Source organism: Thiothrix sp. UBA5583 (genome assembly GCA_002425225.1).
GTDB lineage: Bacteria > Pseudomonadota > Gammaproteobacteria > Thiotrichales > Thiotrichaceae > Thiothrix > Thiothrix moscowensis.
Map to the genome: position 1 here is coordinate 1 of DILV01000022.1, position 24397 is coordinate 24397.

A 24397-nucleotide genomic window follows, 5' to 3' on the forward strand; every position below is an offset into this window, starting at 1 on the left:
ACCACGGGAAATCCCAAAGAACCCGTTTTTTGCGTTTCGCCTTCCACAAGCGCCAGATGATCTGGAACGCGGTGTAAGTCTTGCCCGTGCCAGTTGCCATTACCAGCAACACGCGCTGTTGCCCGGCAGAAATGGCTTCGAGGGTTTTGTTGATGGCTTGCAACTGGTAATAACGCGGCGACTTGCTCGAACCGTCGTCATGGTAGGCCTGGGTAATCACCGGCAATTGCGCAGCGCTGTAGCCCTTCCACGCACAAAACTTTTCCCATAACTGCTGCGGCGAGGGAAATTCGCCAAGGGCTATTTCACGCTCCAACTGTGCGGGGTTGGTTTTGTCGTGGAAAATGAAGCCGTCACCGTTACTGGCAAACACAAACGGCACATCCAGCAAGCGTGCGTAAGCCAGCCCTTGCTGCATTCCTTTGCCGATCTCGTGGCGGTTGGCTTTGGCTTCAATCACTGCCAATGGCAGGTTCGGCTGGTGGTACAGCACCACATCCGCCGATTTGACGCTACGCCGTGCCCCCACTTGCCCGCGCACAATGACTTTGCCATCACGCAATTTCACTTCCTGACGGATTTGGGTCATGTCATCCCAGCCTGCGTTTTTTACCGCAGGCAGGATGTATTTGCTGATGATGTCGGTTTCCGAAAGCCGCTGTTTGTCCACGGGATGCCCTGTAGCGCCGGTTGCTCATTTGTTGTGATAAATAGCGGTTTTATGGCGCTACAGCAAGCAATTTATGAACCCTGTAACAATGTCTATGTGATTCCTTAACGTTCGCGGGTATAACGCAAGCTCAGGATCACCGAGATGGCAATAATGCTGGCTACTACCACCAATGACCAAGTGATTGGTATTTTATAAACGTCCAGCAGCAGCATTTTACTACCGATGAAAATCAAAACTAATGCCAAACCGTATTTGAGCAGAACAAAACGATCGGCAAAGTCAGCCAGCAGGAAATACATGGCGCGTAAGCCCAGAATCGCAAAGATATTGGAGGTCAACACAATAAACGGGTCACTGGTAATGGCAAAAATGGCAGGAATGGAATCCACCGCAAAAATCAGGTCGGTAATTTCCACCATAATCAATACTAAGAACAAGGGGGTGGCATAACGCAGACCATTTTGCACCACAAAGAACTTTTCCTGATGGAACGTCGTTGTCATGCGCATATGCCCGCGTAACCAGCGAACCAAGGGGTTCTGTTCCAGATCAGGTTGATGTTCTGAAAACCACATCATTTTGATGCCGGTGAATACCAGAAATGCACCGAATACATACAAAATCCAGTGGAAATGTGCCAACAACCACGCACCGGCCAGAATCATGATCGTGCGCATCAGCAAAGCACCCAGTACCCCATAGAGCAATACTCGCCGCTGGTATTCAGGCGGAACAGCAAAATAGCTGAAAATCATCAACCAGACAAAGACGTTATCCACTGCCAGTGACTTTTCTACCAGATAGCCGGTCAGGAATTCGAGCGCTTTGGCATCTGCTATCTCGCGTCCTTGGGTTTCCCCCAAATACCACCATAAGGCGGCGTTGAAAAGCAGTGCCAGTATCACCCAGGCAACAGACCAAAGGGCGGCTTCCTTGATGGAAACCTTGTGGGCTTTGCGACCGCCCAATAGAAATAGATCAATCAGTAACATGATGATGACAAAGGCAAAAAAGCCAAGCCACATCCAAGTTGATCCTACGGTTTCCATTCAGGAGTTCTCCTATAGTTGAGTCTTTTATCGGTATTTTCAATACTGTAGCGAAAGCGCTCATGCTGATGCGAATAACCTTGTCAATATCCGTTTATTGATGCAAGCGACAAATACCCAAGTTTTGACAAGGTTTATTGCTAGTATGCTTGTGCCACATTAGCTTCAATGAGCGCATCTTAATAAGTGCTAGGAGTATTCAATCATGGTTGGCTATTTAAAGAATTTTGAAAAAATGACTACTCTATCATTGATCGGCATGATGGTCATTGTCGTGGCATTATCTATTTTTGAACTTGGATGGATTCTTTACAAGGATATCATGACTCCACCGTTGTTTTTGTTGGAAATAGATGAGTTGTTTGAAATATTTGGTTTTTTTCTGATGGTTTTGATCGGCCTTGAATTGATTGAAACGATGAAAGAGTATCTTGTTTCAGGAAAAATACGGTTGCATGTCATTTTTGCAGTTGCAATAATTGCGATTAGCCGTAAAGTTATTATTTTGGAACCTGAAAAATACGAATCATTAACGCTGATAGGTATTGCTGTCATTATGCTTGCACTAGTTATCGGTTACAAAATAGTGAAAAACGCGGAAAATCCTCAAAAAGCAGAAGGATGAAGCCATGCAAGTCGATAGGTATATTTTAAGCCTGTTTAATGAAATAAGAAGCCCCTACCTTGATGTTTTTTTTGAGGGCATAACATGGCTTGGTTCCCTTTGGCTATTGTTGCCATTCAGTGTGTTGCTAACCGTTGGCATGATGGTGACTGGGCAATATTCCCTGGGGATGCTAGGCCGTATTTATGTGCCTGCCAGTCTGTTGATAGCAAGTTCGCTGGCTTTTGTATTGAAGGCAGTGTTTGACCGCCAACGGCCTAATCTGTTTGAAACCTGGGTGACATTGCCGGTGGATTCAGCTTTTCCAAGTGCGCATTCAGCCCAAGCGGCGGCTTTTTTTATGGCTTTGTGGTTTTTGTTGCCCACTTCCATGCGTTGGACAGTAGGCTGGATGTTGCTGCTAATCGTTTTGGCTGTGATGGCTTCCAGATTGTATTTGCAAGTGCACTGGCCTAGTGATGTACTGGCTGGCAGTTTATTGGGTGTAGGCTGTGCTATTGTCTTGCGCTTTATGTTATTGCCCAAGGAGGGTATATGAAAAACAAGTTTCTTGGCACAGGCGAAGCAGGTTATCACCCGTTACGTAAAATCAAAACGGTTTTCTCAGGTTTCCAATATGCAATCAAATATGATTTCAGTGTTACTTACAAACTGGTGTTATCCGCTATTGTCTTGAGTCTTGCATTCATTTTTCGGGAGTGGGTAGATTTTTTGTTGTTGATGACAGCAACGGTCTTGGTGGTGATGGCAGAGTTGTTTAACAGTGCCATTGAGGCCTTATGTGATTTTGTGGAAGAGCGCCATAATGAAAAAATCAAGGTCATCAAGGATATAGCCGCAGCAGCCGTGGGTAGTGCTATTCTGTTGTGGGTAACTGTGATGGTAATGGAAATCTGGCAGCTATTCTGATACGTTACGTAAAGATAATTCTTTATCAGCTCGCATCGCAGTGTCGGTACGGAAATAGCTGCTCAGAACAATTTACGGATTCTCATACGATGCTAGCTGGTTCCTAAGTGTGGTTATTTCTTCCTGTAATGTGACTAACTCACTGACATCTTTTTGCACACCGATGTAATACATAATGCCGTCTTCTTCATCGAAATAAGGGCTGATGCTGAGATCATTCCAGAACAGGCTGCCGTCTTTGCGATAGTTGCGTAATACTGCTCGTACTGGTTGTTCGGCCTCGATGGCGTTACGGACTAATGTAATAGCTGCTTGTTCAGTGTCATTGCCTTGCAGAAAACGACAATCTTTATAAAGGCATTCTTCGGCTGAATAACCGGTCATTTTTTCAAAAGCATGATTCACGTACAGCAAAATGGTATCGCTGCCCTCACGTTCGGCAATGGTAATGCCATGTTCTGCACGATCCAGCAATGCTTGCAGCAAGTCTGGGCGAATCACTGGTTCCGTAGGTATATCCCTCATTTATGGCTCCTTGTATCTGCGTGAAACCAATCATACTCAACTCAATGCAGTTGTGCTATCACCGTCCTTAACGGCATAGGATTACACCATTGAATCCTTGGCAGACGTTTTAGCGATTTTGTGAGACTTGCCGAACAATTTGGCGGGCAATTCGCGCACATCCTCTTTCACCAGATACAACGCAGGCACCAGGTACAACGCGAGGAAGGTCGCAAACAAAATCCCGAAACCCAGTGACACCGCCATCGGGATCAAGAATTGCGCCTGTGTGGTTTTGTCCAGCAACAGCGGGGTCATTCCGGCAAACGTGGTGAGTGAGGTCAGCAAAATCGGGCGGAAACGGGTTGCGCCCGCTTCCCGCACTGCTTCCGCAATTGCCATGCCTTCTTTGAGTTTGTGGTTAATGCGATCCACCATCACGAGGGAATCGTTTACCGCCACCCCGAACAGTGCCAACAAGCCGAACATGCTGCTGATGCTCAAATCCATGCCCATCAAGGTGTGCCCACCGAATGCGCCGATAATCGAGAACGGAATCACGCTCATGACCACCAACGGTTGTGCATACGATTGCAACGGAATCGCCAGCAGGATGTAAATCGCCAGCAAGGCAAAACCCAGCCCCAAGAACAGACTGCCCATCGACTCGCGCTGTTCTTTTTGTTCACCCTCCATGTTGTAGCTTACGCCGGGATGTTGCTGCAATTCTGCATCCAGCCACACACGGAAATCGGCAACAACCTTGGGAATATTGATGCGCCCCTTGTCGACATCGGCGGTAACATCAATGACCCGCTGGCGGTCTACCCGCGAAATTTTCGGTGCACCTTGCCCCAACGTAATGTCGGCGACTTCGATCAAGGGGATTTCCGCGCCGTCAGTGGTGCGGATCAGCAGGTTTTGCAAATCGGCCAGTGAATAGCGCTCTTCTTTGGGGTAACGCACCATCACTTTGACTTCCGATTTATCCCGCTGGATGCGCTGGGCTTCCGCACCAAAAATTGCGTGGCGCACTTGCGTACCGATGGCTCCCAGTGTCAAGCCCAGTTGCTCGGCTTCGGGGCGGATGCGCAATTGCACTTCCTGTTTGCCGCCTTCAAAGCTGTTTTTGATGTCGAAAACGCCCTCGTATTCCGCCATTTTTGCCTTGATTTTATCGGCAACCTGCGCCATTTCCGCAAAATCATTGCCGCGCAATTGCACTGCCAAGGGGCTGCCGCCTTGGGCGACTTCGGCACGGAAACTGACCTCCTGTGCGCCGGGGATAGCACCGATCAGTTTGCGCCATTCGTTAGTCAAGGCAGTACTGCTGATGGCGAGGGTGCGTTCTTCCGGGGCAGTAATCTCGAAGGTGACGCTGCCCAGATGCGATTTGCCGGTGCTTTCGCCACGTCTGCCGGACGAGCCGGTTGCGCCAACCGTGACGAGGATATGTTGGATAATGCTCTCGCCCGTGGTCGGTTCGATGTATTTTGCCTGTAATTTACTGGCAGCTTCTGCCATGCGCTCAATGTGGCGCGTGGTCATGTCAATCGGCGTACCTTCCTGCATTTGCAAGGTGGCGGTGGCAAATTCGCCTTGCACACGCGGGAAGAAAGTGAATTTCATGCGCCCGCTCATGGGCAAGGTCAGGGTGAGGATAAACAAGGCAATGAAAATGCTGATGACCAGATAACGCCAGTTGAGCGCGGTGTCCAGTGAGGGGCGATAAACACGCTCGACAAATGTTTCCAGCCCGTGGGAAAACTTGCGCTGGAAACGGGTGAACGCACCGATTTCAGCGTCGCTGCGTGGGTGCAAGTGGCGCAAATGCGCGGGCAGAATGAACTTGGATTCAATCAGTGAGAAAATCAGCACCGGAATCACGATCATGGGAATTTGTGCGAAAATCGGGCCGCGATCCCCCCCCATCATTAACAACGGTGTGAAGGCCGCCACCGTGGTCATGACACCAAACGTAACGGGTATGCTGACTTCCTGCGTTCCCTCCACTGCCGCCCGCATGGGGTCATCGTGGCGTTTGACGTGCGAGTAAATGTTTTCCCCGGTGACAATGGCATCATCGACCACAATCCCCAGCACCAGAATAAACGCAAACATGCTCACCAGATTCAGGGTGACGCCGAGTTCCGGCATCAGCCACAGTGCGCCGAGGAAGCTAACTGGAATCCCCAGCATGATCCAAAACGCCAAATCCATGCGCAGAAACAGCGTCAACACAATAAACACCAAAATCGCGCTTTGAATCGCGCTGGACGTGAGGGTGGCGAGACGTGCCTTGATGGTCTTGGAATTGTCGCGCCAATAATCCAGCGTGATCCCGGCAGGTAGGCTATCGCGACGTTCTGCAATGTAATCCTTGATCGTATTGGCAAGCGTAATCGCGTTCTGGTCGCCGATGCGGTAGACGTTGATGAAGGCGGCTTTTTGCCCGTCGTATTCGGAATAGAGTTCGTCTTCGTTGAAGCCATCGTTGATGCTGGCAATATCACCGAGGCGGATGGTGGAGCCATCCTTGCCGCTGATCACGGTAATATTGGCAAATTCCGCTTGCTGGTAGGCTTGCCCCAGACTGCGTACCAGAATATCGCCGCCACTGGTTTTGACCGTACCACCGGGAATGTCCCGCGAGGCGTTGCGGATGGCTTGTGCAATCGTATCAAGGGTGATCCCGTATTGGCGCAGGGTGGTTTGCGGCACGCTGACGCTGATTTCAAACGGGCGTACCCCGCCCAAATCGGCTTGGGTAATACCGGGCAGGCGCAGCATTTCATCACGCACTTCTTCGGCTTGCAGGCGCAATTCCGCTTCCGAGAGTTGGTTGCTGGCGAGTACCACACTGATGACTTCGCGGCGGCGGGTGAGTTGTTCGATTACCGGGCGTTCCGCATCGGCGGGCAGGCGATTGACAATGCCATCCACGCGGGTTTTGATCTGGTTGACCAGCTCGGTCACGTCGTGCTGTTTGTCGATTTCGACACGTATTTGTGCCGAGCCTTCTGAGGCATCGCTGAGGATTTCGGTAATACCTTGCAGGTCGGCAATCGCTTCTTCAATACGGGTAATAATGCCGTCTTCGACTTCGCGCGGCGTCGCACCGGGGTAGGCGACGGTAATATTGACAATATCCAGCTCAAATTCGGGGAAGACTTCCAGCGGAATGCGTTTGAGGGCGGAATATGTCCCTAACACCATGATGAGTACCATCAGAATGTTGGCTGCAACCGGGTTGCGGACGAACCAAGCGATCATGGCTTGGACTCCGGTTTGGTTTCACCCGCGACTTGCACGGCTTGTCCCTCGGTTGCCAGCGGCAACGGGGTGATGATTACACGTTGCCCGTTAAGATCAGCATCGGTTTGAAACACGACGTCTTTTTCGGCATTCCACACGAGGTTAATCGATTGCACGCTGACTTTGCCGTCACGCAATAGCAGGATTTCCTTGCCTTGGCGTACCGCTGAAGCGGGAACAACATACACGTTGTTGAAGGTTTTGCCGTCAATTTTCGCGGTGACGTATTGCCCAATGCGCAAGGGCGTTGACACGCCGTCGCGGGCGCTGAAAGGCTGGTCAATTTGCGCAATTACGCTGATTTGGCGGCTTTTTTCATCAAGTGCGGCGCTGCTGCGTACCACTTGCCCTTGCCAGACATCGTTGCGGTTGCCGTTGCTGGGGCTGAACGCCACTTTGGGCATCGCGGCGGTGTCGGCGGCTTTATCGCGGAAGGCTTCGGGCATTCCCAGCAGGTCGTATTGCGCCAGTGAGAGCGGCAAATGCACTTCCACCGCGTCGGTGGCGTAGATCACACCCAAGACCGTGCCGGGGGTGACGTATTGCCCGACTTCGACACGTTTTTCCTGAACGCGCCCGCTGTAAGGCGCGGTAATGCGGGTGCGGGCAAGGTTAAGCTTTTCTTGCTGGAGTTTGGCTTCGGCGGCATTGATGGCGGCTTGCGCGGCGGCAATGTGCGGGCGGCGGGCGGCAAGATCGCTTTGCGGGCGGGAGGCGTTGCCGTCAAGCAAATTCCAGTCACGTTGCGCGAGTTTTGCTTGGGCTTGCTGCTCTTGCAGGGACAGTTGTTTTTGCGCGAGATCACCCTCGGCAATGGTAACGGCGTTGCTGTAGTTGGCAGCATCCAGTTTCAGCAAGGTTTCACCCTTGTCAAAATAGTTGCCAGCCTGAAAGTTGGGGGAAATCTCCAGCACCTTGCCGGAGACTTCCGCCACCAGACTGGTTTGGGTTTGCGCCTTGACAATGCCGGAAGCACTAACCTTGACTTGGTAGGATTGCAAGTTCAGCGGCTGGGCTTCAACCACGGTGGGGCGGGTTTCCTGCGGGTGTTTTTCGGCTTCAGGGCCGGTAGCGATGAGGAATTTGCCCAAACCGAAACCGACTGCAATGACCAGCAGGGGCAGAATGACTTTTTTCATGAGTACCGACTCGTCCTTTTCCTTTTGAGGGATTATTCTACTGCCCCATTGTGCAAACAGTAAGGAAGTTAACCGTAGCGCCCGTCAATGCGCGGCTTAATCAGCATCGGTACATAGTGCCACACAAACAGCGCAAAAGCGGTAATCCGTAGCAGTTGTGAGCCTAGAATCCACATCGCTAGGGCAAACCCTGCAACAACGCTTCCCGCAATTCCTGTGCTATCGGTTGCTTGTCACCCAGCCAAATCCCGAAATACACCCGCGCAAACTCCGCCGATGGCACGCGGGTAACGGGTTTGCCATTCAACAGCAAACGGGTGGCTTGCGCTTGCGCGTCGTAACACATCTGGTAAACATCACTCGCCTTCACATCCGCATACGCTGCATGAAGCTGGTCTAATTGTGGCTGCACCTTTGCCAAGGTTGCCGCATCGTGCTGGCGTTTCAGCACAGTTTCTGCGGCGAGGATGAATTTGTCCGCCGTCAATTCCACCGCGTAATCCAGTTTCAGACAGCGCGAAACCTTCGCATCCAGTACCGTAGCGCGGCGGGCATCAGGGCTGACCGCAAGCTCCGCCTCATACACCTTGATCACCCCCAGATAACGCGCCTCACCCTTGCCGACGGTTTGCAAACCTGCCGGAATATTTGCCCCGACACTCAGGGGCAAACAGCACAATGCCAGCAATAAACCTTGACGCAACATGTCGATAACCCCCTAGCGTTTCTGGAACGCAATGGTCACTTCGCCGAGCCGAAGGCCAAACTTGCTCATGCTGGCGCGGTTGAGCAGCACGCCATCCGGTTGCAGGAACATCCAGTCATCGAAACTGACCTGCCACACCTTGCCGTCCACCGGCAGCTTCAGATCGTATTGCCAGTTAAGCGCATTGCCATAAGCCTTGCCGCTGGCTTCTCCCACCACGTCGGCAGCTTTGCCGCTGTAGCCATGCTCGCCTTGTTTGCGGATGTGCCAGATGCGCTGTGATTTTTCGCCATCATTCCAGACGAAATCTTCGGTCAGCACCAATTCGCCATCCGGGGAAACTTCACCCTTGATGTCAACCACGAACTGGCGTTTCAGTGTGCCGCTGCGATCCTGAAACATGCCCCAGCCACGGGTATTGCCCTGAAAATAGGTGAACAGGTCGAATTTCGGCTCGAAAGCGGCGTAATCTTCAATCTTCATGCTGCTGCACCCGCTCACGATGAAGCACAGAAGGGTAAGCAGCATAGAGCGCATTCGCATAACTCATCTCCCAATAATCGCGAAAATCCACCTCGCTGAAGGGGAATCGCCACATTTTCCAGATCACCCAGCCTTTCAGCACGATCGGCAAACCGGCGTACAGGCAAGCCAGCGTCCACAAGGTTGTGTCGGTTTGCGTGGCTGCATCCTGCGCAAATCCTGCCCAATCCAGCAGCGGAAAGGCAATGCCTACCGCCAGCGCCAACGCCAGCTTGGTCAGCAAACCCCACAGCCCGAACAGCAAGCCGGTATGCGGGCTACCCTGATGCTGCATTTGCTGGGCAATATCCGCCTGCATCGAGGCTGGCAAGGCGACATCTGCCCCCAATGCCAAACCACTGACCACGCAAACGGCGATAAACCAGCCCAGATCACCCGCACCCAACCACGGCACGCACGCAAACGCCAGCACCGACACACCAAGTGCCAACACCCATGCCCGGCTCTTGTCGATGCGGCGGGCGAGCCATAACCACAACGGCAGACCAAGAATGCCGCTGAGGAAATACACCATCAGCACCACGCCGGTTTGCTCCGGTGCTTGCAACACCAGGGAGACAAACAGGATAAACAAGGTCGCGGGCAGGGCATTGGCGAAACTGTTGATAAAGTAAGCGGGCAGCAACTGGCGTATGGCGGGATGTGCAGAGAGAATGCTGCCCACCTGGCGCAAATGCGCAAACCAGCGGTTCTGGCGGCGTTCCACCAGCCATACCAAAGCCGGTAACAGGCACAGCGGCAGTAGCAACCACAGCAACAACGCCAGTGTTGCCAAGGTTTCCCCCAGTTTTGCTTGTGTACCCAACACGAATGGCAAACTCATCACCACCACCGTGCCGATAATCGCAAAGGCTTCGCGGCTGGCAGCCAGGGCGCTTTTCTGGTGGTAATCGCGGGTCATTTCCGCCCCCCAGGCTTGCCACGGAATGCTGATCAATGTCCAGCCCAGATAGGTGATGCTTGACCACAGGAACAGGTAAAAGCCGTCGACTTTCCCCACCGGGCGCAGCAAATAATCCAGCCCGACCAGCAGCAGTGGCGTACCCAGCAACATGAACAATTTGCGCCGCCCGATGCGGCTGTTCACCTTGTCATTCGCCCAGCCAATCAGCGGGTCGGTGATCACATCCAACCCGCGTGCTGCCAGCAATGCCATACCCACCACGGTCAGCGACAAGCCCAATTCCTGCGCGTAAAACGTCGGCAGGTACACATACAAGGGCAAGCCCAGCATCGCCAATGGCAGCCCCGGCAAGCCGTAGAACAGCAGTTGGCGATACCAGGCAGATTTCATCGCAACGGTTTCTCCGAGGGTTTCTCCAAGGTCAACTGGATCACATCAATGCGCCCTTCGTTGAAACCGGCTTCGCAATAGGCGAGGTAATAACGCCACAGCCGTTCAAAGCGGGTGTCGTAACCCAGCGGGCGCAAAGCGGGCAGGGCAGCAACAAACGCTGCATCCCATTCCCGCAGGGTACGCGCATAATCCTTACCAAAGCCTATATGATTGATTTGCCTGAGGTTACTGTCCGCAACCAACGGGTGCAGGCTGGCTGGGTTGGGCAACATGCCGCCGGGGAAAATGTAACGCTGGATGAAATCCGCCCGCGAACGGTAAGTGTCAAACCAGTCGTCACCGATGGTGATAATTTGCAGCACGGCACGCCCGCCCGGTTTCAGGTGACGTTGTAAGGTCTGGAAATAGGTTTGCCAGTATTGCTCCCCGACCGCCTCAAACATCTCGATGGAGACGATGTGGTCGTAAGTCCCCTCCAGATGGCGGTAATCGCGCAATTCCAGCACGGTCTGTTCCCCAAAACGTGCCAGCCGTTGCTGCGCCCAGGCCAGTTGTTCGCTGGAAAGGGTAATGCCATGCACCTTACAACCGCGTTCCGCCGCCAGTTCGGCGAAACCACCCCAGCCGCAGCCGATTTCCAGCACAGTTTGCCCCGCTGTGACCTGCAATTCGTCGAGGATACGCTGGTATTTGGCGTGTTGTGCCTGTGCCAGCGTCATATTAGGCTGGGTATAGAGCGCGGCGGAATAGGTCATGCTGGTATCCAGCCATTCGCGGTAGAAGTCATTGCCCATGTCGTAGTGGTGGGCAATGTTCTTGCGGCTGTTACTGACACTGTTGCGGCGCAAGCGGTGAAACCAGTTGGCGGGTTTGCGCAACAGCTTGCGGTTGTCCAGCGTATTGCCGAACTGTTCCCAGTTGCGCAGTAACAGCGTCAGCAAATCGGCGGGGTTGTCGCTTGACCAGTCACCCGCCATATACGCTTCCCCAAAACCCAGATCACCTTTGCCCAGGCACTTGAGTGCAAGGCGCAGTGGGCGGTGAATGTGCAGGCTGGCGTGGATGTCATCGGAATGACCGACCACATAACGTTCCCCATCCAGATGAATCGTCAGCCGCCCGTAACGGATACGCGCCAGTGTCGCCACCAGCCAGCGTTTCAGGGTCGGCAGTTGCGCCAGTTGCAGAGCCAGCGGCTGTGGCAGGGTAGTTTCCAGATTCATCAGCTAATCTCCTTGAGCGGTGGGGCGGGTTTACGGTGGAACTTGCCGCCCTTTAACCAGATTTTCAGGGCTTGCCAGTGGATCAGTGCCATCACCTTGAGGCTGACGAACGGGATCAGCGCAAACTGGCGCAGCAGCCCACCAGTGGTAAACGGCTTTGCACCCCCCTGCTGACTGGCAATCAGCATCAGTTCATCGTGTTCGTATTCGTGGATGAGGATATTGAGCTTGTCACCCGGTCGGTGGATGAAAAACTCGTAGCGTGCCTGCATCCCCACAAACGGTGAGACATGGAAAATCTTTGGCTTGCTGCCAGTGACTATGGGGTCAAACGCCGCGCCGTGTTGATGCAGCAAATAGTGGTGATGTTCACCAAAGGTATTGCGTACTTCTGCAATCACCGCCAGCAAGTCACCATTGGATGCGAAGCAAAACCACAAACTCAGCGGATTGAACCCATAGCCGAATATACGTGGCATACACAGCAACTGGATGCGGGCGGGCGTAAAAAAAACACCATGGTCGTGCAAGACGCGCTCAACCCACGGTCGCCACGCACTGCCATCGCGTGCGCCGTGGTCGCGCTGGTAAAGGCTAAAAACGTTGAGCCGGTTGAAGGAAACCAGAGGGTTACGGGTGATTTCCCCTACCCGGTCAACGTCAACGAGAAAACTGAAAACGCGGTAACTGAAACGGTAACAGACAGGAAAACGGCGACTGTGCATCACAAAAGAGGGGTAAAGGACAGCCGCTGCTGACGTGTTCATGGTGTTACCGCCCCAGCCACCGCTAAGGCAGGCGCAAGCTGAGGAGTCGGAGCTTGCGCTTGTTGCCAAACCGGGGTAATGCCGAAATCGCGGCACACTTGCACCGCTGATGCCAGCGCATCTTCATGAAAGCCGTAACGCGCATAGCTGCCACAGAACCAACTGCGCTGTTGCCCTTGCAGGCTTGCCAATTGTGCCTGGGCATTGACGGCGGGCTGGTCGAAGATCGGGTGTTCGTAAGTCATTTCGGCAATGATGTGTTCGTCACGTGGCAACTGATAAGGGTTAAGGGTGACGAAATAATCGGTGCGGGTTGCCAGCCCTTGCAGCTTGTTCATCCAGTAAGTGGCGGTCATTTGCTGGCGGGAAGCGGGCTGGCTGGTGGCAAGGTAATTCCACGATGACCACACACGCGGGTTGAGCGGCATCAGGGCTTTATCCGTGTGCAAATAGGTACGGTTTGGTTCGTAGCGGAAGCAGCCGAGAATGTCTTGTTCCGCTGCACTGGGTTGTGCCAGCAGTGCCAAAGCCTGGTCAGCGTGGCAGGCGAAAATCACCGCGTCAAAATCCTGTTTGCCATCAGTTGTAAATACGGTGGCTTGTTGCGCCGTGCGTTCCACCCGTACTGCACCGGGCTGGATGCTGAGCCGTTGGCCCATTTCTGCCAGCAGCTTGCGCACATAAAAAGAGCTTCCCCCGCAAACCGTTCTCCACTGCGGACGGTTGCGGAGATCAATCAAACCGTGGTTGGCGAAGAAGCGGAGGAAGCTGAGCGCGGGAAACGTTAGCATGGTAGCAACCGGGCATGACCAGATGGCAGCCCCCATCGGCAACAGGTAATGTTCGCGCATATCGCGGGAGAATCTGTACATGTCAAGCAGTTCGCCCAGGCTTAAGCCTTGTATAAGTTCTGGCTTGTCCAGCAACGAGTGGGCGAGCTTGTTGAAGCGCAGGATTTCGCCCAGCAAGCGCCAGTGACGTGGGCGTAGCAGGTTGCTGCGTTGGGCAAACAGGGTGTCAAGACTGGAACCGGCGTATTCGAGTTCGCCCTGGTTCAGCGAAAAGGCGAAGGACATGTCAGTGGCACGGGTCTGGATGTCTAACTGCTTGAATAAGCCAATCAGATTGGGGTAATTGCGTTCGTTGTAGACGATGAAACCGGTATCCACGGGTACGCTGCATTCGCCTTCGGCAACGTCAATGGTGTGGGTATGCCCACCCAGGTAGGTATTCTTTTCAAACAGGGTGACTCGGTGATGTTTGTGCAACAGCCAAGCCGCTGCCAGCCCTGTAATGCCTGAACCGATAATGGCGATAGTGTCTGGTTTCATGATGGTATCTATGTCGTGCTAACTTGTACAAAGTTTGTAGCATGAACAGTGGATACCGATACAGATACATTACAGTTCTTGTGCCTTATTGGGGGAATAATGCCCGCACATTCACCTTAGCTCGCAGTCGTGCTGCCAGCAAATACAACCCTCCCAGCTTGCGATGCAGGAAAATCGCATCTGCGGGCGGGGTATGCCAGTAATTTTTTTCCATGCTCAGCACCATTCCCGCATCACGGATACGCGCTGCCAGACTAGATGTGCCAAAGTCATACACACCCTGTTGGCACAAAGGTTCGCAGGCTTGCTGGAACAAATCCAGCACCGCTGCGCGATGTGCCGGGTTGATATTTTCCTGAAAAAAGCCGATTTGGGTGGTAGCAGCATCCATCATCGCTTTGTCGTTGTTGATTGCCCCCTGCATTAATTGCCAGTAGCCGTCAGCGACGTGCGCAGGGTATTCACGGGTTGCGCCGAAATCCAGCAGCACCAGTTGCTGGCTGTCACGCTCATAGCGGTAGTTGGCAAAGTTTGGGTCGGTCTGCACCAGCCGAAACACAAAAATCTCGCGGAACAGCAGATCCAGCAACAGCGTCATCACCCGGTCACGTTCGGCTTGCGGGCAATGGGCAAGCTGTTCCACTGGCACACCACCAACGTGTGACATTGCCAAAATATTGTGAGTCGTGAAATCGTCATGAACGTCTGGCAACAGGAAAGCGTCTTCCTTGGCAAGCAATTTGCGGTAATGCTTCAGGTGGTTGGCTTCCAGCGTGTAGTCTGCTTCGGCGTGTAATTGGCGTTTGGCTTCTGCCAGGAGCGGTTTTATATCCACGCTATTGGGAATCAGGCGGGAAATGCGCAGTAATGTGGCGACATTTTCCACATCGCTGTCAATGCTTTCGCGGATGCCAGGATACTGGATTTTCAGCGCCAGATGTCGCCCATCGTGGGTATGGGCGGAATGCACTTGCCCGATGGAGGCCGCAGCAAGTGGCTGAAACGAAAATTGCTTGAAGTGGGTATGCCAGTTTTTCCCCCAGTTGTTTTCCAGTACTTTGGCAAGCTGGCTGAGTGGCATCGGTTTGGCATCAGCACGTAAGCGCGACAGGATGTCACTGAGTTCAGGGGGCAGTAAATCACCGGCATCCATCGACAGCAATTGCCCGACTTTCATGGCAGCACCACGCAGCCGCGCGAGTTCGTCAGCAACCCGCTTGGCATTGGCAGGTGTGAGGAGCAAATCGCTGACTTTAGGGCGATTGCCTTGGACGAGTTGCCGCGCTCCTTCGGCAAGCATTCTACCTGCTACCCCGGTTGCTAGTGTACCGAGTTTGGCAAGGCGGCTGATCCGGCTGGTGGGAATGGCAGCCGGGGTGGTCGGGGGATTATTGGCAGAGAAAGGATCAGATTCAGGCATGTTCAGGTACAACCGATAACAACATAAGTTAGCGATTATCTACCATGTATAGCTTTTGTCACAATTTTGTTAAGAAATCTGTGGGCTTGGTGACAGTTGTGCTACTTGCTATATCGACAATGCAGACTGGGTAGCTTGCTGGACAGGCTAGGGGTTATTGCTGGGTATTTTTTGATCATTTATCCTGTTATACGTACTACTGTCCATGTTATATTGTTGAGTGTTGCTCTAATACGACACAGAATTTCAAGGGTTTATTTTTAAGTCAAATAGATGAAATTATAATTAATAGACAACGCGAATATTATGGTTTGCCCACCCCGTTAGGAGGTTATTATTATGCTTACCTTAGATGACTGCCGTGATTTTTGTGGATTAAATGAGTGCCAGATTCATGCGATTGAGTACTGCGCTGGTTTGAGTCGGGTCGAGGTATTAGCCCTTGCACAACAAGCAGATCATGATTGCAGCGCCTGCCTCAGGATTCTACAATGCTTGCGGGACTTCTCTGAGCGTGTTTGCCACTGCCAGCATTCGCCTTACAGTGAAACTGAAATGCGCTCATCCATTTATCAATATATTAATAATCATCAGCAGGTGTTGGCGCAAATTTTAATGTAATAAAATGTTTAGGGCAACGGCATTAAGGTTAGGTGTTCCGGGTTAATGCACAAGCGATTGCCGCAGGTTTGCTGAACCAGCATGTTCGCGGGGATTTCGCCAAAAAACGCAATGTAACTGGCGTCCTCGGCACTAACGGTACGGGTTGTACCCGATTCCCCCTGAATCATGGTACGCCCGCGCCCGCTATTGGCAATTTGCCCCTGCCATTCCCAGCATTGGGTGGTGGGGTTAACGGTGCTGAGGGATTTGAGTTGGGCTTGCAGTTTGGCACGGTACATGGAAAGTTCCTATTACAAGGTTTAAGGCGCGAATTCCAGACCCCTAAAGTCGAAAAGTAGCCCCGAATCGCTCAGTTGTCGCGTTTGCATGACGTTAAGCAAGTGGCTGGCAGTAAATTCCGGCGTTTGTAAATGGTCAGGCGGCACATTGCGTTGGAAGGGCGCGGAAAGTGCAGTCGCCGTTGTGCCGGGTTGTAAGCCGACGATAATGGTTGGGCGCTTGATGCGATTGAGTTCAATCGCAAAGTTCTTGATCAGCATATTCAGCGCGGCTTTGCTGGCTCGGTAGGAATGCCAGCCCCCTAGGCGATTGTCACTGATGCTGCCAACCCGTGCGGATAAAATGCCAATGGTGGTCGGGTGTTTGGGGTTGAGCGTTGCGAGCAGGTGTTTGACTAGTAACGCGGGACCCACGGTATTCAGGGTAAAGGAACGCAGCAGGTGATCGGCTTCCAAAGTGCGCCAGGTTTTTTCCGGCTGCGTGTTGTGATCGTGTAGCCAGCCGGTAGCGATGAGAATCCAATCAATCGCAGCATTGTTGGGCAATGTTTGCAGTGCTGCAATCATGCTGGCTTCGTCCGTGAGGTCAAAACTAAGGTCTTGCGTTGCAATGCTTAACGGTAACAATGCGTCGGTGTGACGCGCCAAGCGTATCAGGTGAACGTCGGGAAATTGCACCGCGAGTTGTTGGCAAAACGCCTGCCCTATGCCACCGGATGCGCCAGCAACCAACACGGCGCGTGGTGTTGCTGTCATACCTAGTTGATGCTGCCGGTAATCGGGCAATCGGCGATGTCGTCAAAAATCTTTTTCAAACCGGGGCTGTTTTCACCCGTGTGCATGGGGATGTCGAGGTACTCGGCTTTGTTGGCTTCAGACTGGAAATAGATTTTAAGGTCGCCATCCATCACAAAGGGGGCATTTTCAATATCGGTGACATCTTCCAACGTGATCGGGTCGAGTGTGCAAATGCGCATGGTGTGTTCCTCCTAATGGTTAGCGTTTGAGTGTTGTTAATATGGACAAGACTTGCAAGTAATCCTGCTTTGTATCTGGTATTTATACAAGAGTGTGACAATGATGTTCTCTTACGCTCGTTGTGTGCGCACGAATCGCACTGCGTTCTGCGGTCGATAGCTTGCGTAAATTACTCACCATAAACCCCATGCGCGGGTGTGCGGCAAAGCGGGTTTCGTGGCGGTCGAGGAAATCCCAAAACAGCGTGGTGAACGGGCAGGCATCTTGCCCGCTTGCTTTGTCGGGCTTGAATCGGCAGTGCTGGCAGTAATTACTCATTTTCTGGATGTATTTGCCGCTAGCAATGTAGGGTTTGGAAGCCATGCGCCCGCCATCAGCGTATTGACTCATGCCCAGCGTGTTGGGCAGTTCCACCCATTCCACCGCATCGACATACACAGCGAGATACCATTCGTGTACCTGCATCGGTTTAACGCCATACAGTTGCGCAAACAGCCCCGTGACCATCAGCCGCTGGATGTGGTGGGCGTAACCGTGTTGCAGGGTTTGCCCGATACTTTCGCGCAGGCAGTTCATGTCGGTGTCACCCGTCCAGTAAAACGCGGGTAAATCCTGTTGCGCATCGAGTGCGTTCCATTCGTACCAGTGCGGCATGTGTTGCCAGTACAAGCCGCGCACGTATTCGCGCCAGCCGAGAATCTGGCGGATGAAACCTTCCACCGCTGCCAGTGGTGCGGCGTGTTGCCAGTAACATTCTTCGGTCTTGCGGATAACATCCAGCGGGTTCAGCAGTTTGAGGTTAAGGGAGCTGGCCAGCAGGGAATGGTTGAGGAACGGTTGCCCTTGCCACATCGCATCCTGAAAGTCGCCAAAGCGAGGGAGGGCTTGATCCAGAAAGCGGGTCAGCACCTGTTGCGCCTGGGTGGGGGTGACAGGCCAGTTCAGTGTACCCAGTGTGCCGGGATGGTGGGTGAAACGGACATCCACTAGGCGCATGACTTCGCGGGTAATGCCATCGCTGCTAAACGTAAACGTGGTGGGCGTAGGCAAGAGTGCAGGGCCGGATTTGGGGAAAGCCTTGCGGTTGTCACTGTCGTAATTCCAGTTGCCGCCGATGGGCTGTTTGCCGTCTTCCAGCAAGATGTTGTAACGCTTGCGCAATTCCCGATACCAGAACTCCATGCGGACTTGCTTGCGCTGACCTGCCCAGCGGCGGAATTCGCCGGGCGTGGAGAGGAAGTGGGTGTCACTGAGCAGTTTCAGCGGGATCGTGTGTTGCTTGCAGGTGGCGGCAATCGCCAACAGCACGCGGTAATCGCCGGGGCGTACCAGCCAGACTTCGGCGGGTGGGGTGGTTTGCAGGGTGATTGCCAAGGCTTCCGCCAAACTGTTGAAGGGGTGCTGGTCGAGCTTCAGGTAGTGTAGCGGGTATTGTTTGACGGTGAGTTCAGCCGCAAAGTGGCGCATGGCGGCGAGGAACAGGGCAATGCGCTGCTTGTGTGACCAGACGTGGGTGGATTCCTGCGCGACTTCTGCCATCCACAGGAAGTCCTGTTGTGGGTCGAAGCCGTTGAATAGCGGCGACTGGCGGTCAAGCTGGTCGCCAAGGATGATGCACAATTTACGCAAGGTCTGTCCTTTGGTTGCGGGTGCGGCGGCAGCGTTCCGAGCAGTATTTCACCTCGTCCCAACAGTGTTCCCATTTTTTGCGCCATGCGAACGGGCGTTGGCATACCGGGCAGGTTTTGTGCGGCAAATGGGGTTTGTGGTGTGCCATTATGCCTTACGCAGGTAGCTGAGGTTTTCGACAGCAAACTGTTGCGGCTGAATGCCAAACACGTTCCAAGCAGAATGGTCGGCGCAGGTGTTGCCTTCCAGCAGCATGGTGATCTGGTCGCGGGTGATCGGAAACCACGCTTGACCATCCAGCACGCTGGCGACCAGTTTGATGGCGTCCGCCGGGGCGGGCAGCATCAGTTTACCTTTGCTTCCGGCAGCTTGCGCGATGGTTTGGATGATGTCTTTCCAGCTTGGTGCAACCGGCCCGCATAACGGGAATATGTGTTGCTTGGCAGCAGGATTGCCCACGGCAGCGGCGAAAGCGGCAGCTACATCCTGCACATGCACCGGAGCCATTTGGAACTTACCTGCCTGCATGAAATTCAGCCCGCCGAAAAACAGTGGGGCGGGAATTGGCGGTTGTACCAATTCCTTGTTGAGCTGGGTACAGAATTCCATCTTGCCGCGTGGGTCGCCGAAAATGACCGAGGGGCGGAAAATCGTCCAGTTCAGCCCGGAGGCTTGCACGCATTGTTCGGCGCGGAATTTGCTGTCCTGGTATTTCGTGCCGCCTGCTTTCACGCCGTTGGCACTCATCAGGATGAAGTGTTTCACGCCCTGTTTTTGCGCGGCGGCGACGGTGCGCTCTACCCCCCGAAACTGGCTTTCTTCGTAGGTGATGCCTTTGGCGGGGAATTCACGCAGGATGCCGATCAGGTAAATGACGGCATCCGCGCCTTGCAGGCAGCGGTCGAGTGCGGCGGGGGCGGCAATATCACCGGGGAAGGGGACGCAGCGTTGCGCCTGGTGCAGCTTGTGTTCGCTGCCGGGGCGTACCAGTACGTGCGGCGTGTGTCCGGCGGCTAGCAGGGCGTCGATGATGTAGGAGCCGACAAAGCCAGTGCCGCCAATGATGCTGATGTTCATACACTTTCCTTAAACCGTAGTTCTTATGCCCTGATTATCCATGATGTACAAGTGGCGTGCTAATATTGGCTTGGTTTACATGGTATTTTGTACAAGTTATGCGTGCGACGGTTGCTAAGCAAGGCGGTGTTGCTGGTCATGACACAATGGAGTAACACATGACCCCTGAAGACATTCTCACTTTTTGGTACACCCCTCCTATGCCGGAACATTGGTTTGCGTCCACCCCTACCATTGATGCCGACATCCGCGAGCGTTTCGGCGCACTTTGGGAGCAAGCGGCGGCGGGCGAATGGGATCACTGGCAAGCCACGCCGGAAGGTTGCCTTGCCCTGTGCATCGTGCTGGATCAGTTCCCGCTGAACATGTTCCGGGGGGAAGCCCGCAGTTTTTCCACCGAACAGCAAGCGGTTGCGGTGACGAAACACGCGGTAGCCAATGGCTTTGATCAGCAATTGCCGGTGGAGCGCCGCAGTTTCCTCTACATGCCCTTGATGCACAGCGAGCATCTGGAGGATCAGGATGCGTCGGTGCGTTTGTTTGAAGCGGCAGGGCTGGAAGCGAATGCCCGCTTCGCCCGTCATCACCGCGAAATTGTGCAATATTTTGGGCGGTTCCCACACCGTAATGCGGCACTGGGGCGTGAGAGTACGGCGGAGGAGTTGACCTATCTGGCCTCCAAAGATGCGTTTACGGGTTAAGGAAAGGCGTTTGCATGACAGATAACACCCCTACCATGCCGGTCGCTTTCATCGGTCACGGTTCGCCGACCGTGATCCTCAGTGACAACCGTTACACCCGCGCCTGGCGGCAACTGGCGGAAAATTTGCCGCGCCCCAAGGCGATTCTGGTCATTTCCGCCCACTGGCTGACCCGTGGCAAGACGCTGGTCACAGCGATGCAACAGCCGCGCACTATCCACGATTTCGGGCGGATGGATGCGCGTTTGTTCGAGATCGAATACCCCGCACCCGGTTCGCCGGAACTGGCGCAACAAATTGAGCAACAAGTCAGCCATACCAGCATTGCACTGGATGAAAGTTGGGGGCTGGATCACGGCGCATGGTGTCCGCTGTCGGTGATGTACCCGCAAGCTGATATTCCAATTATCCAGTTGAGCATGGATTATACCCAGCCGCCTGCGGAACATTACGCGCTGGCGCAGCAATTGGCTTTTCTGCGTAGTGAGGGCGTGCTGGTATTATGCAGCGGCAACATCATACATAACCTGCGCTTGATGCAACTTCCAGAAGAACACGGTTTTGGCTGGGCAAAACGCTTTGACCAAGCGGTGGTTGATGGCATCGCGGGAAACCAATCCGGCTCGCTGATGGATTACGCTGGTCTTGGGGAGGATGCCACTCTGTCAATACCAACCAATGAGCACTATCTGCCGCTGTTGTATGCACTGGCACTTGCGCAGCCGGAAGATGTCGTGAGCTACCCAGTAGCGGGTTTCGCTTATGGCGCGATTTCGATGCGCTCAGTGCTTTGGCAGAACGCGGCGTATACGGTAAATTGCCGGTCTTAAAACAGAATCAGGAGCTTATGCAAGTGGATAAGATGGAATCGCTGAATGTACTCGGTACAGAGTTGGAAGAGTGTGGTGTCAAACCGGTTACGGGATTTTTCCGTGATGGCTCTTGCAACACCAGCAAGCAAGACGTGGGTTCGCACACGGTATGCGCGGTAATGACGCGGGAATTTCTCGACTACAGCCGTGAACAAGGCAATGACTTGATTACCCCGATGCCGGAATACGGGTTTCCGGGACTCAAACCCGGTGATACCTGGTGTCTGTGTGCCCGCCGCTGGCTGGAGGCGCTGGAAGCAGGCAAAGCACCAAGGGTCAGGATTCGTGCCACGCATCAAGCCTGTTTACAAGTCTTATCGCTGGATGACTTGAAGCAGTATGCCAACGATTTGTCCTGATGTGACTATGCATAATCAAGTTGTCAGAAATTCAGAACGCATGACGGGGTTGGTGCGGAAACAACCTCCTAACGCCAGCGTACTGGTTTGTGAGTCGCTATCCATCACCCCGCGCGATTTGACGCAATAGTGGGTGGCTTTGATGCTAACTGCCACATCGTCAGTTTCCAGCAAGGTCTGCAAGGCAACCAGAATCTGCCGCGTGAGGCGCTCCTGTACCTGTGGGCGTTGGGCGAAAAAGCGCACGATACGGTTGATTTTCGACAGGCCAATGATTTTTTCACCCGGAATGTAGGCAACACTGGCTTTGCCATCAATCGTGACGAAGTGGTGTTCGCAGGTACTGGTGAGGTCGATGTCGCTGATTTTCACCATTTCATCAGTGCCCATTTTGTTGTCGATCAGGGAGATTTTGGGGAAATGGGCATAGTCAAGGCCGGAAAAAATTTCATGCACATACATTTTGGCGATACGGTGCGGGGTTTCGGTCAGGCTGTCATCATTCAGGTCTAGCCCGAGGGTGCGCACCACGTCAGTCATCAGGTGTTTGATACGTTCGTATTTTTGCTGCGGAGTCAAACCATTATCCAGCATGGGTGTTTCCAGCCCATTGGCCAGCAGGGCGTCGCGCACGCGGATGGCTTCAGGGCTGAGGTCGTGGTGGTCAACAAGATAGGCCAGTTTTGTACTCATGAGGGAACTCCTTGGGTAGTTGATAGTACCATTATTGGTTACGTATAAGCCTTGTACCATTAAAGGGGTAAATTTCAGGGCTTCTACCCTAATAGATAGACAAAATATTACTTTTTATCCTACTATTTTACTAGGAATTGTTGCATAACTTTCATGCCTATTTGCCCCCTCTGCGTCAGCCTCCTATATTTCTCACTAAATTACTCAACTATTAGAGGTGGTGAGCGATGGATGCAGCACAAAGGCACGTCGAGCAAATGCGCCAGACAGGCTATGCAGCCGGTTTTGTCACGTCGATTGAATCCGATACGGTAGCACCGGGTCTGGATGAAGATGTCATCCGCTTCATTTCCGCCAAAAAGAATGAACCCGCTTACATGCTGGAATGGCGTTTGCAAGCCTACCGCAAGTGGCTGGACATGCAGGAGCCGGAGTGGGCGCACCTGCGTTACCCGCGTATTGATTATCAGGCGATTTCGTATTTTTCCGCGCCCAAATCCGCCAAAGCCGCGCCCAAAAGCCTGGATGAGGTTGATCCGGAACTGCTGCGCACCTACGAAAAACTTGGTATTCCCTTGCAGGAGCAGAAAATACTCGCAGGCGTGGCGGTCGATGCGGTGTTTGACAGCGTGTCAGTCGCCACCACCTTCCGTAAGCAACTGGCGGATGCTGGTGTCATTTTCTGCTCCATTTCAGAGGCGATGCGCGAACACCCGCAGTTGGTGCAGCAATACCTTGGTACGGTCGTGCCGCAAGCCGACAACTATTTCGCGGCATTGAATGCTGCTGTGTTCACCGATGGCACGTTTGTGTATATCCCGCCCGGTGTACGTTGCCCGATGGAGCTTTCCACCTATTTCCGCATTAATGAACGCAACACCGGGCAGTTTGAGCGTACCCTGATCATTGCTGACAAAGGCAGCTACGTCAGCTATCTGGAAGGCTGCACCGCCCCGCAACGCGATGAAAACCAGCTTCATGCCGCTGTGGTCGAGCTGATTGCGCTGGAAGATGCGCAGATTAAATATTCCACCGTGCAAAACTGGTATCCCGGCGATGAAACCGGCAAAGGCGGCATTTACAACTTCGTCACCAAGCGCGGTTTGTGTGCAGGTGACCGCGCCAAGATTTCGTGGACACAAGTGGAAACCGGTTCGGCGATTACCTGGAAATACCCCAGTTGTATCCTCAAAGGCGACGATTCAGTGGGTGAATTCTATTCGGTAGCCGTGACCCGTGGCGCACAACAAGCTGATACCGGCACAAAAATGTTCCATATTGGCAAAAACACCCGCAGCACCATCGTTTCCAAAGGCATTTCCGCTGACCGGGGGCAAAACGCCTATCGCGGGCTGGTACGGATCAACAGGGGGGCGGAAAACGCCCGCAACCACACCCAGTGCGATTCGCTGTTGCTTGGTGACCAATGCGGGGCGCACACGTTCCCCTACATCGAAGTGGCCAACCCGACTGCCAAAGTCGAACACGAAGCCACTACCTCCAAAATTGGCGAAGACCAGTTGTTCTACTGCCGCCAGCGCGGCCTGTCGCAGGAAGACGCAGTGTCAATGATCGTCAACGGCTTCTGCAAGGAAGTTTTCAAGGAGTTGCCAATGGAGTTTGCGGTGGAAGCCCGCAAGCTGCTGGCGATCAGTCTGGAAGGGGCAGTGGGGTAAAATACGGAG

Annotated in this window: 27 protein-coding genes; 8 read left to right on the forward strand and 19 right to left on the reverse strand. The window is 53.4% G+C overall.

Translation table 11 applies throughout. From position 1 onward, the window contains the following. A partial coding sequence (locus tag B2U47_RS07305) for a DEAD/DEAH box helicase family protein (RefSeq protein WP_296683963.1) occupies positions 1-670 on the reverse strand: 670 nt, incomplete at its 3' end. 104 nt (positions 671-774) lie between these two features. Beyond that, a complete protein-coding gene (locus tag B2U47_RS07310; protein WP_296678635.1) occupies positions 775-1722 on the reverse strand; it encodes a TerC family protein in 948 nt (315 codons plus the stop codon). Between the two features lie 205 nt (positions 1723-1927). On the opposite strand from B2U47_RS07310, the gene B2U47_RS07315 reads away from it, so the two are divergent. From B2U47_RS07315 to B2U47_RS07325, 3 genes are all read left to right on the forward strand, one after another. Then, the gene (locus B2U47_RS07315) at positions 1928-2347 is read left to right on the forward strand and encodes a phosphate-starvation-inducible PsiE family protein (RefSeq protein ID WP_296678633.1); all 420 of its coding nucleotides are present in this window, start codon (positions 1928-1930) and stop codon (positions 2345-2347) included. Positions 2348-2453: 106 nt separating this feature from the next. Further along, entirely contained in the window at positions 2454-2885 is a 432-nt protein-coding gene (locus tag B2U47_RS07320) for a phosphatase PAP2 family protein (protein WP_296678631.1), read from the forward strand. Then, positions 2882-3256 carry a diacylglycerol kinase gene (locus tag B2U47_RS07325; protein ID WP_296678629.1) on the forward strand — a complete coding sequence of 125 codons (375 nt, stop codon included), beginning with the start codon at positions 2882-2884 and terminating at the stop codon, positions 3254-3256. Before B2U47_RS07320 ends, B2U47_RS07325 begins: the two co-directional genes overlap by 4 nt. A 72-nt stretch (positions 3257-3328) precedes the next feature. Here the strand turns inward: B2U47_RS07325 and B2U47_RS07330 are convergent, their stop codons facing one another. From B2U47_RS07330 to B2U47_RS07375, 10 genes are all read right to left on the reverse strand, one after another. Next, on the reverse strand, positions 3329-3781 hold the full coding sequence (locus B2U47_RS07330) for a PAS domain S-box protein (RefSeq protein ID WP_296678628.1): 453 nt from the start codon (positions 3779-3781) through the stop codon (positions 3329-3331). A gap of 81 nt (positions 3782-3862) precedes the next feature. Further along, complete coding sequence (locus tag B2U47_RS07335; protein ID WP_296678626.1) at positions 3863-7033, reverse strand: efflux RND transporter permease subunit; 3171 nt, start codon at positions 7031-7033, stop codon at positions 3863-3865. Beyond that, positions 7030-8214 (reverse strand): efflux RND transporter periplasmic adaptor subunit, encoded by a 1185-nt coding sequence (locus B2U47_RS07340; protein WP_296678624.1) that lies wholly within the window; start codon positions 8212-8214, stop codon positions 7030-7032. Before B2U47_RS07340 ends, B2U47_RS07335 begins: the two co-directional genes overlap by 4 nt. A gap of 178 nt (positions 8215-8392) precedes the next feature. Continuing rightward, a complete protein-coding gene (locus B2U47_RS07345) occupies positions 8393-8920 on the reverse strand; it encodes a chalcone isomerase family protein (protein WP_296678622.1) in 528 nt (175 codons plus the stop codon). A gap of 12 nt (positions 8921-8932) precedes the next feature. Continuing rightward, the gene (locus B2U47_RS07350; RefSeq protein WP_296678620.1) at positions 8933-9403 is read right to left on the reverse strand and encodes a DUF3833 domain-containing protein; all 471 of its coding nucleotides are present in this window, start codon (positions 9401-9403) and stop codon (positions 8933-8935) included. Then, the gene (locus tag B2U47_RS07355; RefSeq protein ID WP_296678618.1) at positions 9393-10757 is read right to left on the reverse strand and encodes an MFS transporter; all 1365 of its coding nucleotides are present in this window, start codon (positions 10755-10757) and stop codon (positions 9393-9395) included. The genes B2U47_RS07350 and B2U47_RS07355 overlap by 11 nt, the downstream gene beginning before the upstream one ends. Further along, positions 10754-11983 (reverse strand): SAM-dependent methyltransferase, encoded by a 1230-nt coding sequence (locus B2U47_RS07360; protein ID WP_296678616.1) that lies wholly within the window; start codon positions 11981-11983, stop codon positions 10754-10756. Before B2U47_RS07360 ends, B2U47_RS07355 begins: the two co-directional genes overlap by 4 nt. Then, positions 11983-12750: a DUF1365 domain-containing protein gene (locus B2U47_RS07365; RefSeq protein ID WP_296678613.1), complete on the reverse strand. Its 768-nt coding sequence runs from the start codon at positions 12748-12750 to the stop codon at positions 11983-11985. Before B2U47_RS07365 ends, B2U47_RS07360 begins: the two co-directional genes overlap by 1 nt. Next, positions 12747-14081 (reverse strand): NAD(P)/FAD-dependent oxidoreductase, encoded by a 1335-nt coding sequence (locus B2U47_RS07370; protein WP_296678611.1) that lies wholly within the window; start codon positions 14079-14081, stop codon positions 12747-12749. Before B2U47_RS07370 ends, B2U47_RS07365 begins: the two co-directional genes overlap by 4 nt. Positions 14082-14166: 85 nt before the next feature. Then, the gene (locus B2U47_RS07375; protein ID WP_296678609.1) at positions 14167-15501 is read right to left on the reverse strand and encodes an ABC1 kinase family protein; all 1335 of its coding nucleotides are present in this window, start codon (positions 15499-15501) and stop codon (positions 14167-14169) included. A 339-nt stretch (positions 15502-15840) separates the two neighbouring features. Here B2U47_RS07375 and B2U47_RS07380 point away from each other — a divergent pair, with 339 nt between their 5' ends. Continuing rightward, a complete protein-coding gene (locus B2U47_RS07380) occupies positions 15841-16122 on the forward strand; it encodes a hypothetical protein (protein ID WP_296678607.1) in 282 nt (93 codons plus the stop codon). A gap of 8 nt (positions 16123-16130) precedes the next feature. Here the strand turns inward: B2U47_RS07380 and B2U47_RS07385 are convergent, their stop codons facing one another. The 6 genes from B2U47_RS07385 to B2U47_RS07410 form a co-directional block, all read right to left on the reverse strand. Further along, a complete protein-coding gene (locus B2U47_RS07385) occupies positions 16131-16403 on the reverse strand; it encodes an HNH endonuclease (RefSeq protein WP_296678605.1) in 273 nt (90 codons plus the stop codon). Positions 16404-16424: 21 nt separating this feature from the next. Then, complete coding sequence (locus tag B2U47_RS07390; protein WP_296678603.1) at positions 16425-17159, reverse strand: SDR family NAD(P)-dependent oxidoreductase; 735 nt, start codon at positions 17157-17159, stop codon at positions 16425-16427. 2 nt (positions 17160-17161) lie between these two features. After that, positions 17162-17380: a hypothetical protein gene (locus B2U47_RS07395; protein ID WP_296678601.1), complete on the reverse strand. Its 219-nt coding sequence runs from the start codon at positions 17378-17380 to the stop codon at positions 17162-17164. An 82-nt stretch (positions 17381-17462) separates the two neighbouring features. Next, the gene (locus B2U47_RS07400; RefSeq protein WP_296678598.1) at positions 17463-19010 is read right to left on the reverse strand and encodes a cryptochrome/photolyase family protein; all 1548 of its coding nucleotides are present in this window, start codon (positions 19008-19010) and stop codon (positions 17463-17465) included. After that, the gene (locus B2U47_RS07405; RefSeq protein WP_296678595.1) at positions 19003-19158 is read right to left on the reverse strand and encodes a DUF2256 domain-containing protein; all 156 of its coding nucleotides are present in this window, start codon (positions 19156-19158) and stop codon (positions 19003-19005) included. The genes B2U47_RS07400 and B2U47_RS07405 overlap by 8 nt, the downstream gene beginning before the upstream one ends. After that, a complete protein-coding gene (locus B2U47_RS07410) occupies positions 19158-20087 on the reverse strand; it encodes an NAD(P)H-binding protein (RefSeq protein ID WP_296688301.1) in 930 nt (309 codons plus the stop codon). Before B2U47_RS07410 ends, B2U47_RS07405 begins: the two co-directional genes overlap by 1 nt. 158 nt (positions 20088-20245) lie before the next feature. Here B2U47_RS07410 and B2U47_RS07415 point away from each other — a divergent pair, with 158 nt between their 5' ends. The 3 genes from B2U47_RS07415 to B2U47_RS07425 are packed head-to-tail and all read left to right on the forward strand — an operon-like array spanning position 20246 to position 22019. After that, a complete protein-coding gene (locus tag B2U47_RS07415) occupies positions 20246-20788 on the forward strand; it encodes a DUF924 family protein (protein WP_296678591.1) in 543 nt (180 codons plus the stop codon). Positions 20789-20802: 14 nt separating this feature from the next. Continuing rightward, positions 20803-21618, forward strand: a complete 816-nt coding sequence (gene ygiD, locus B2U47_RS07420; RefSeq protein WP_296678589.1) for a 4,5-DOPA dioxygenase extradiol — start codon at positions 20803-20805, stop codon at positions 21616-21618. 17 nt (positions 21619-21635) lie between these two features. Next, a complete protein-coding gene (locus tag B2U47_RS07425) occupies positions 21636-22019 on the forward strand; it encodes a DUF2237 family protein (RefSeq protein ID WP_296678587.1) in 384 nt (127 codons plus the stop codon). A gap of 15 nt (positions 22020-22034) precedes the next feature. On the opposite strand, the gene folE is transcribed toward B2U47_RS07425, so the two are convergent. Further along, on the reverse strand, positions 22035-22712 hold the full coding sequence (gene folE, locus B2U47_RS07430; protein WP_296678585.1) for a GTP cyclohydrolase I FolE: 678 nt from the start codon (positions 22710-22712) through the stop codon (positions 22035-22037). 227 nt (positions 22713-22939) lie between these two features. On the opposite strand from folE, the gene sufB reads away from it, so the two are divergent. After that, entirely contained in the window at positions 22940-24388 is a 1449-nt protein-coding gene (sufB, locus tag B2U47_RS07435; protein WP_296678584.1) for a Fe-S cluster assembly protein SufB, read from the forward strand. The last annotated feature ends 9 nt before the right edge of the window (positions 24389-24397 follow it).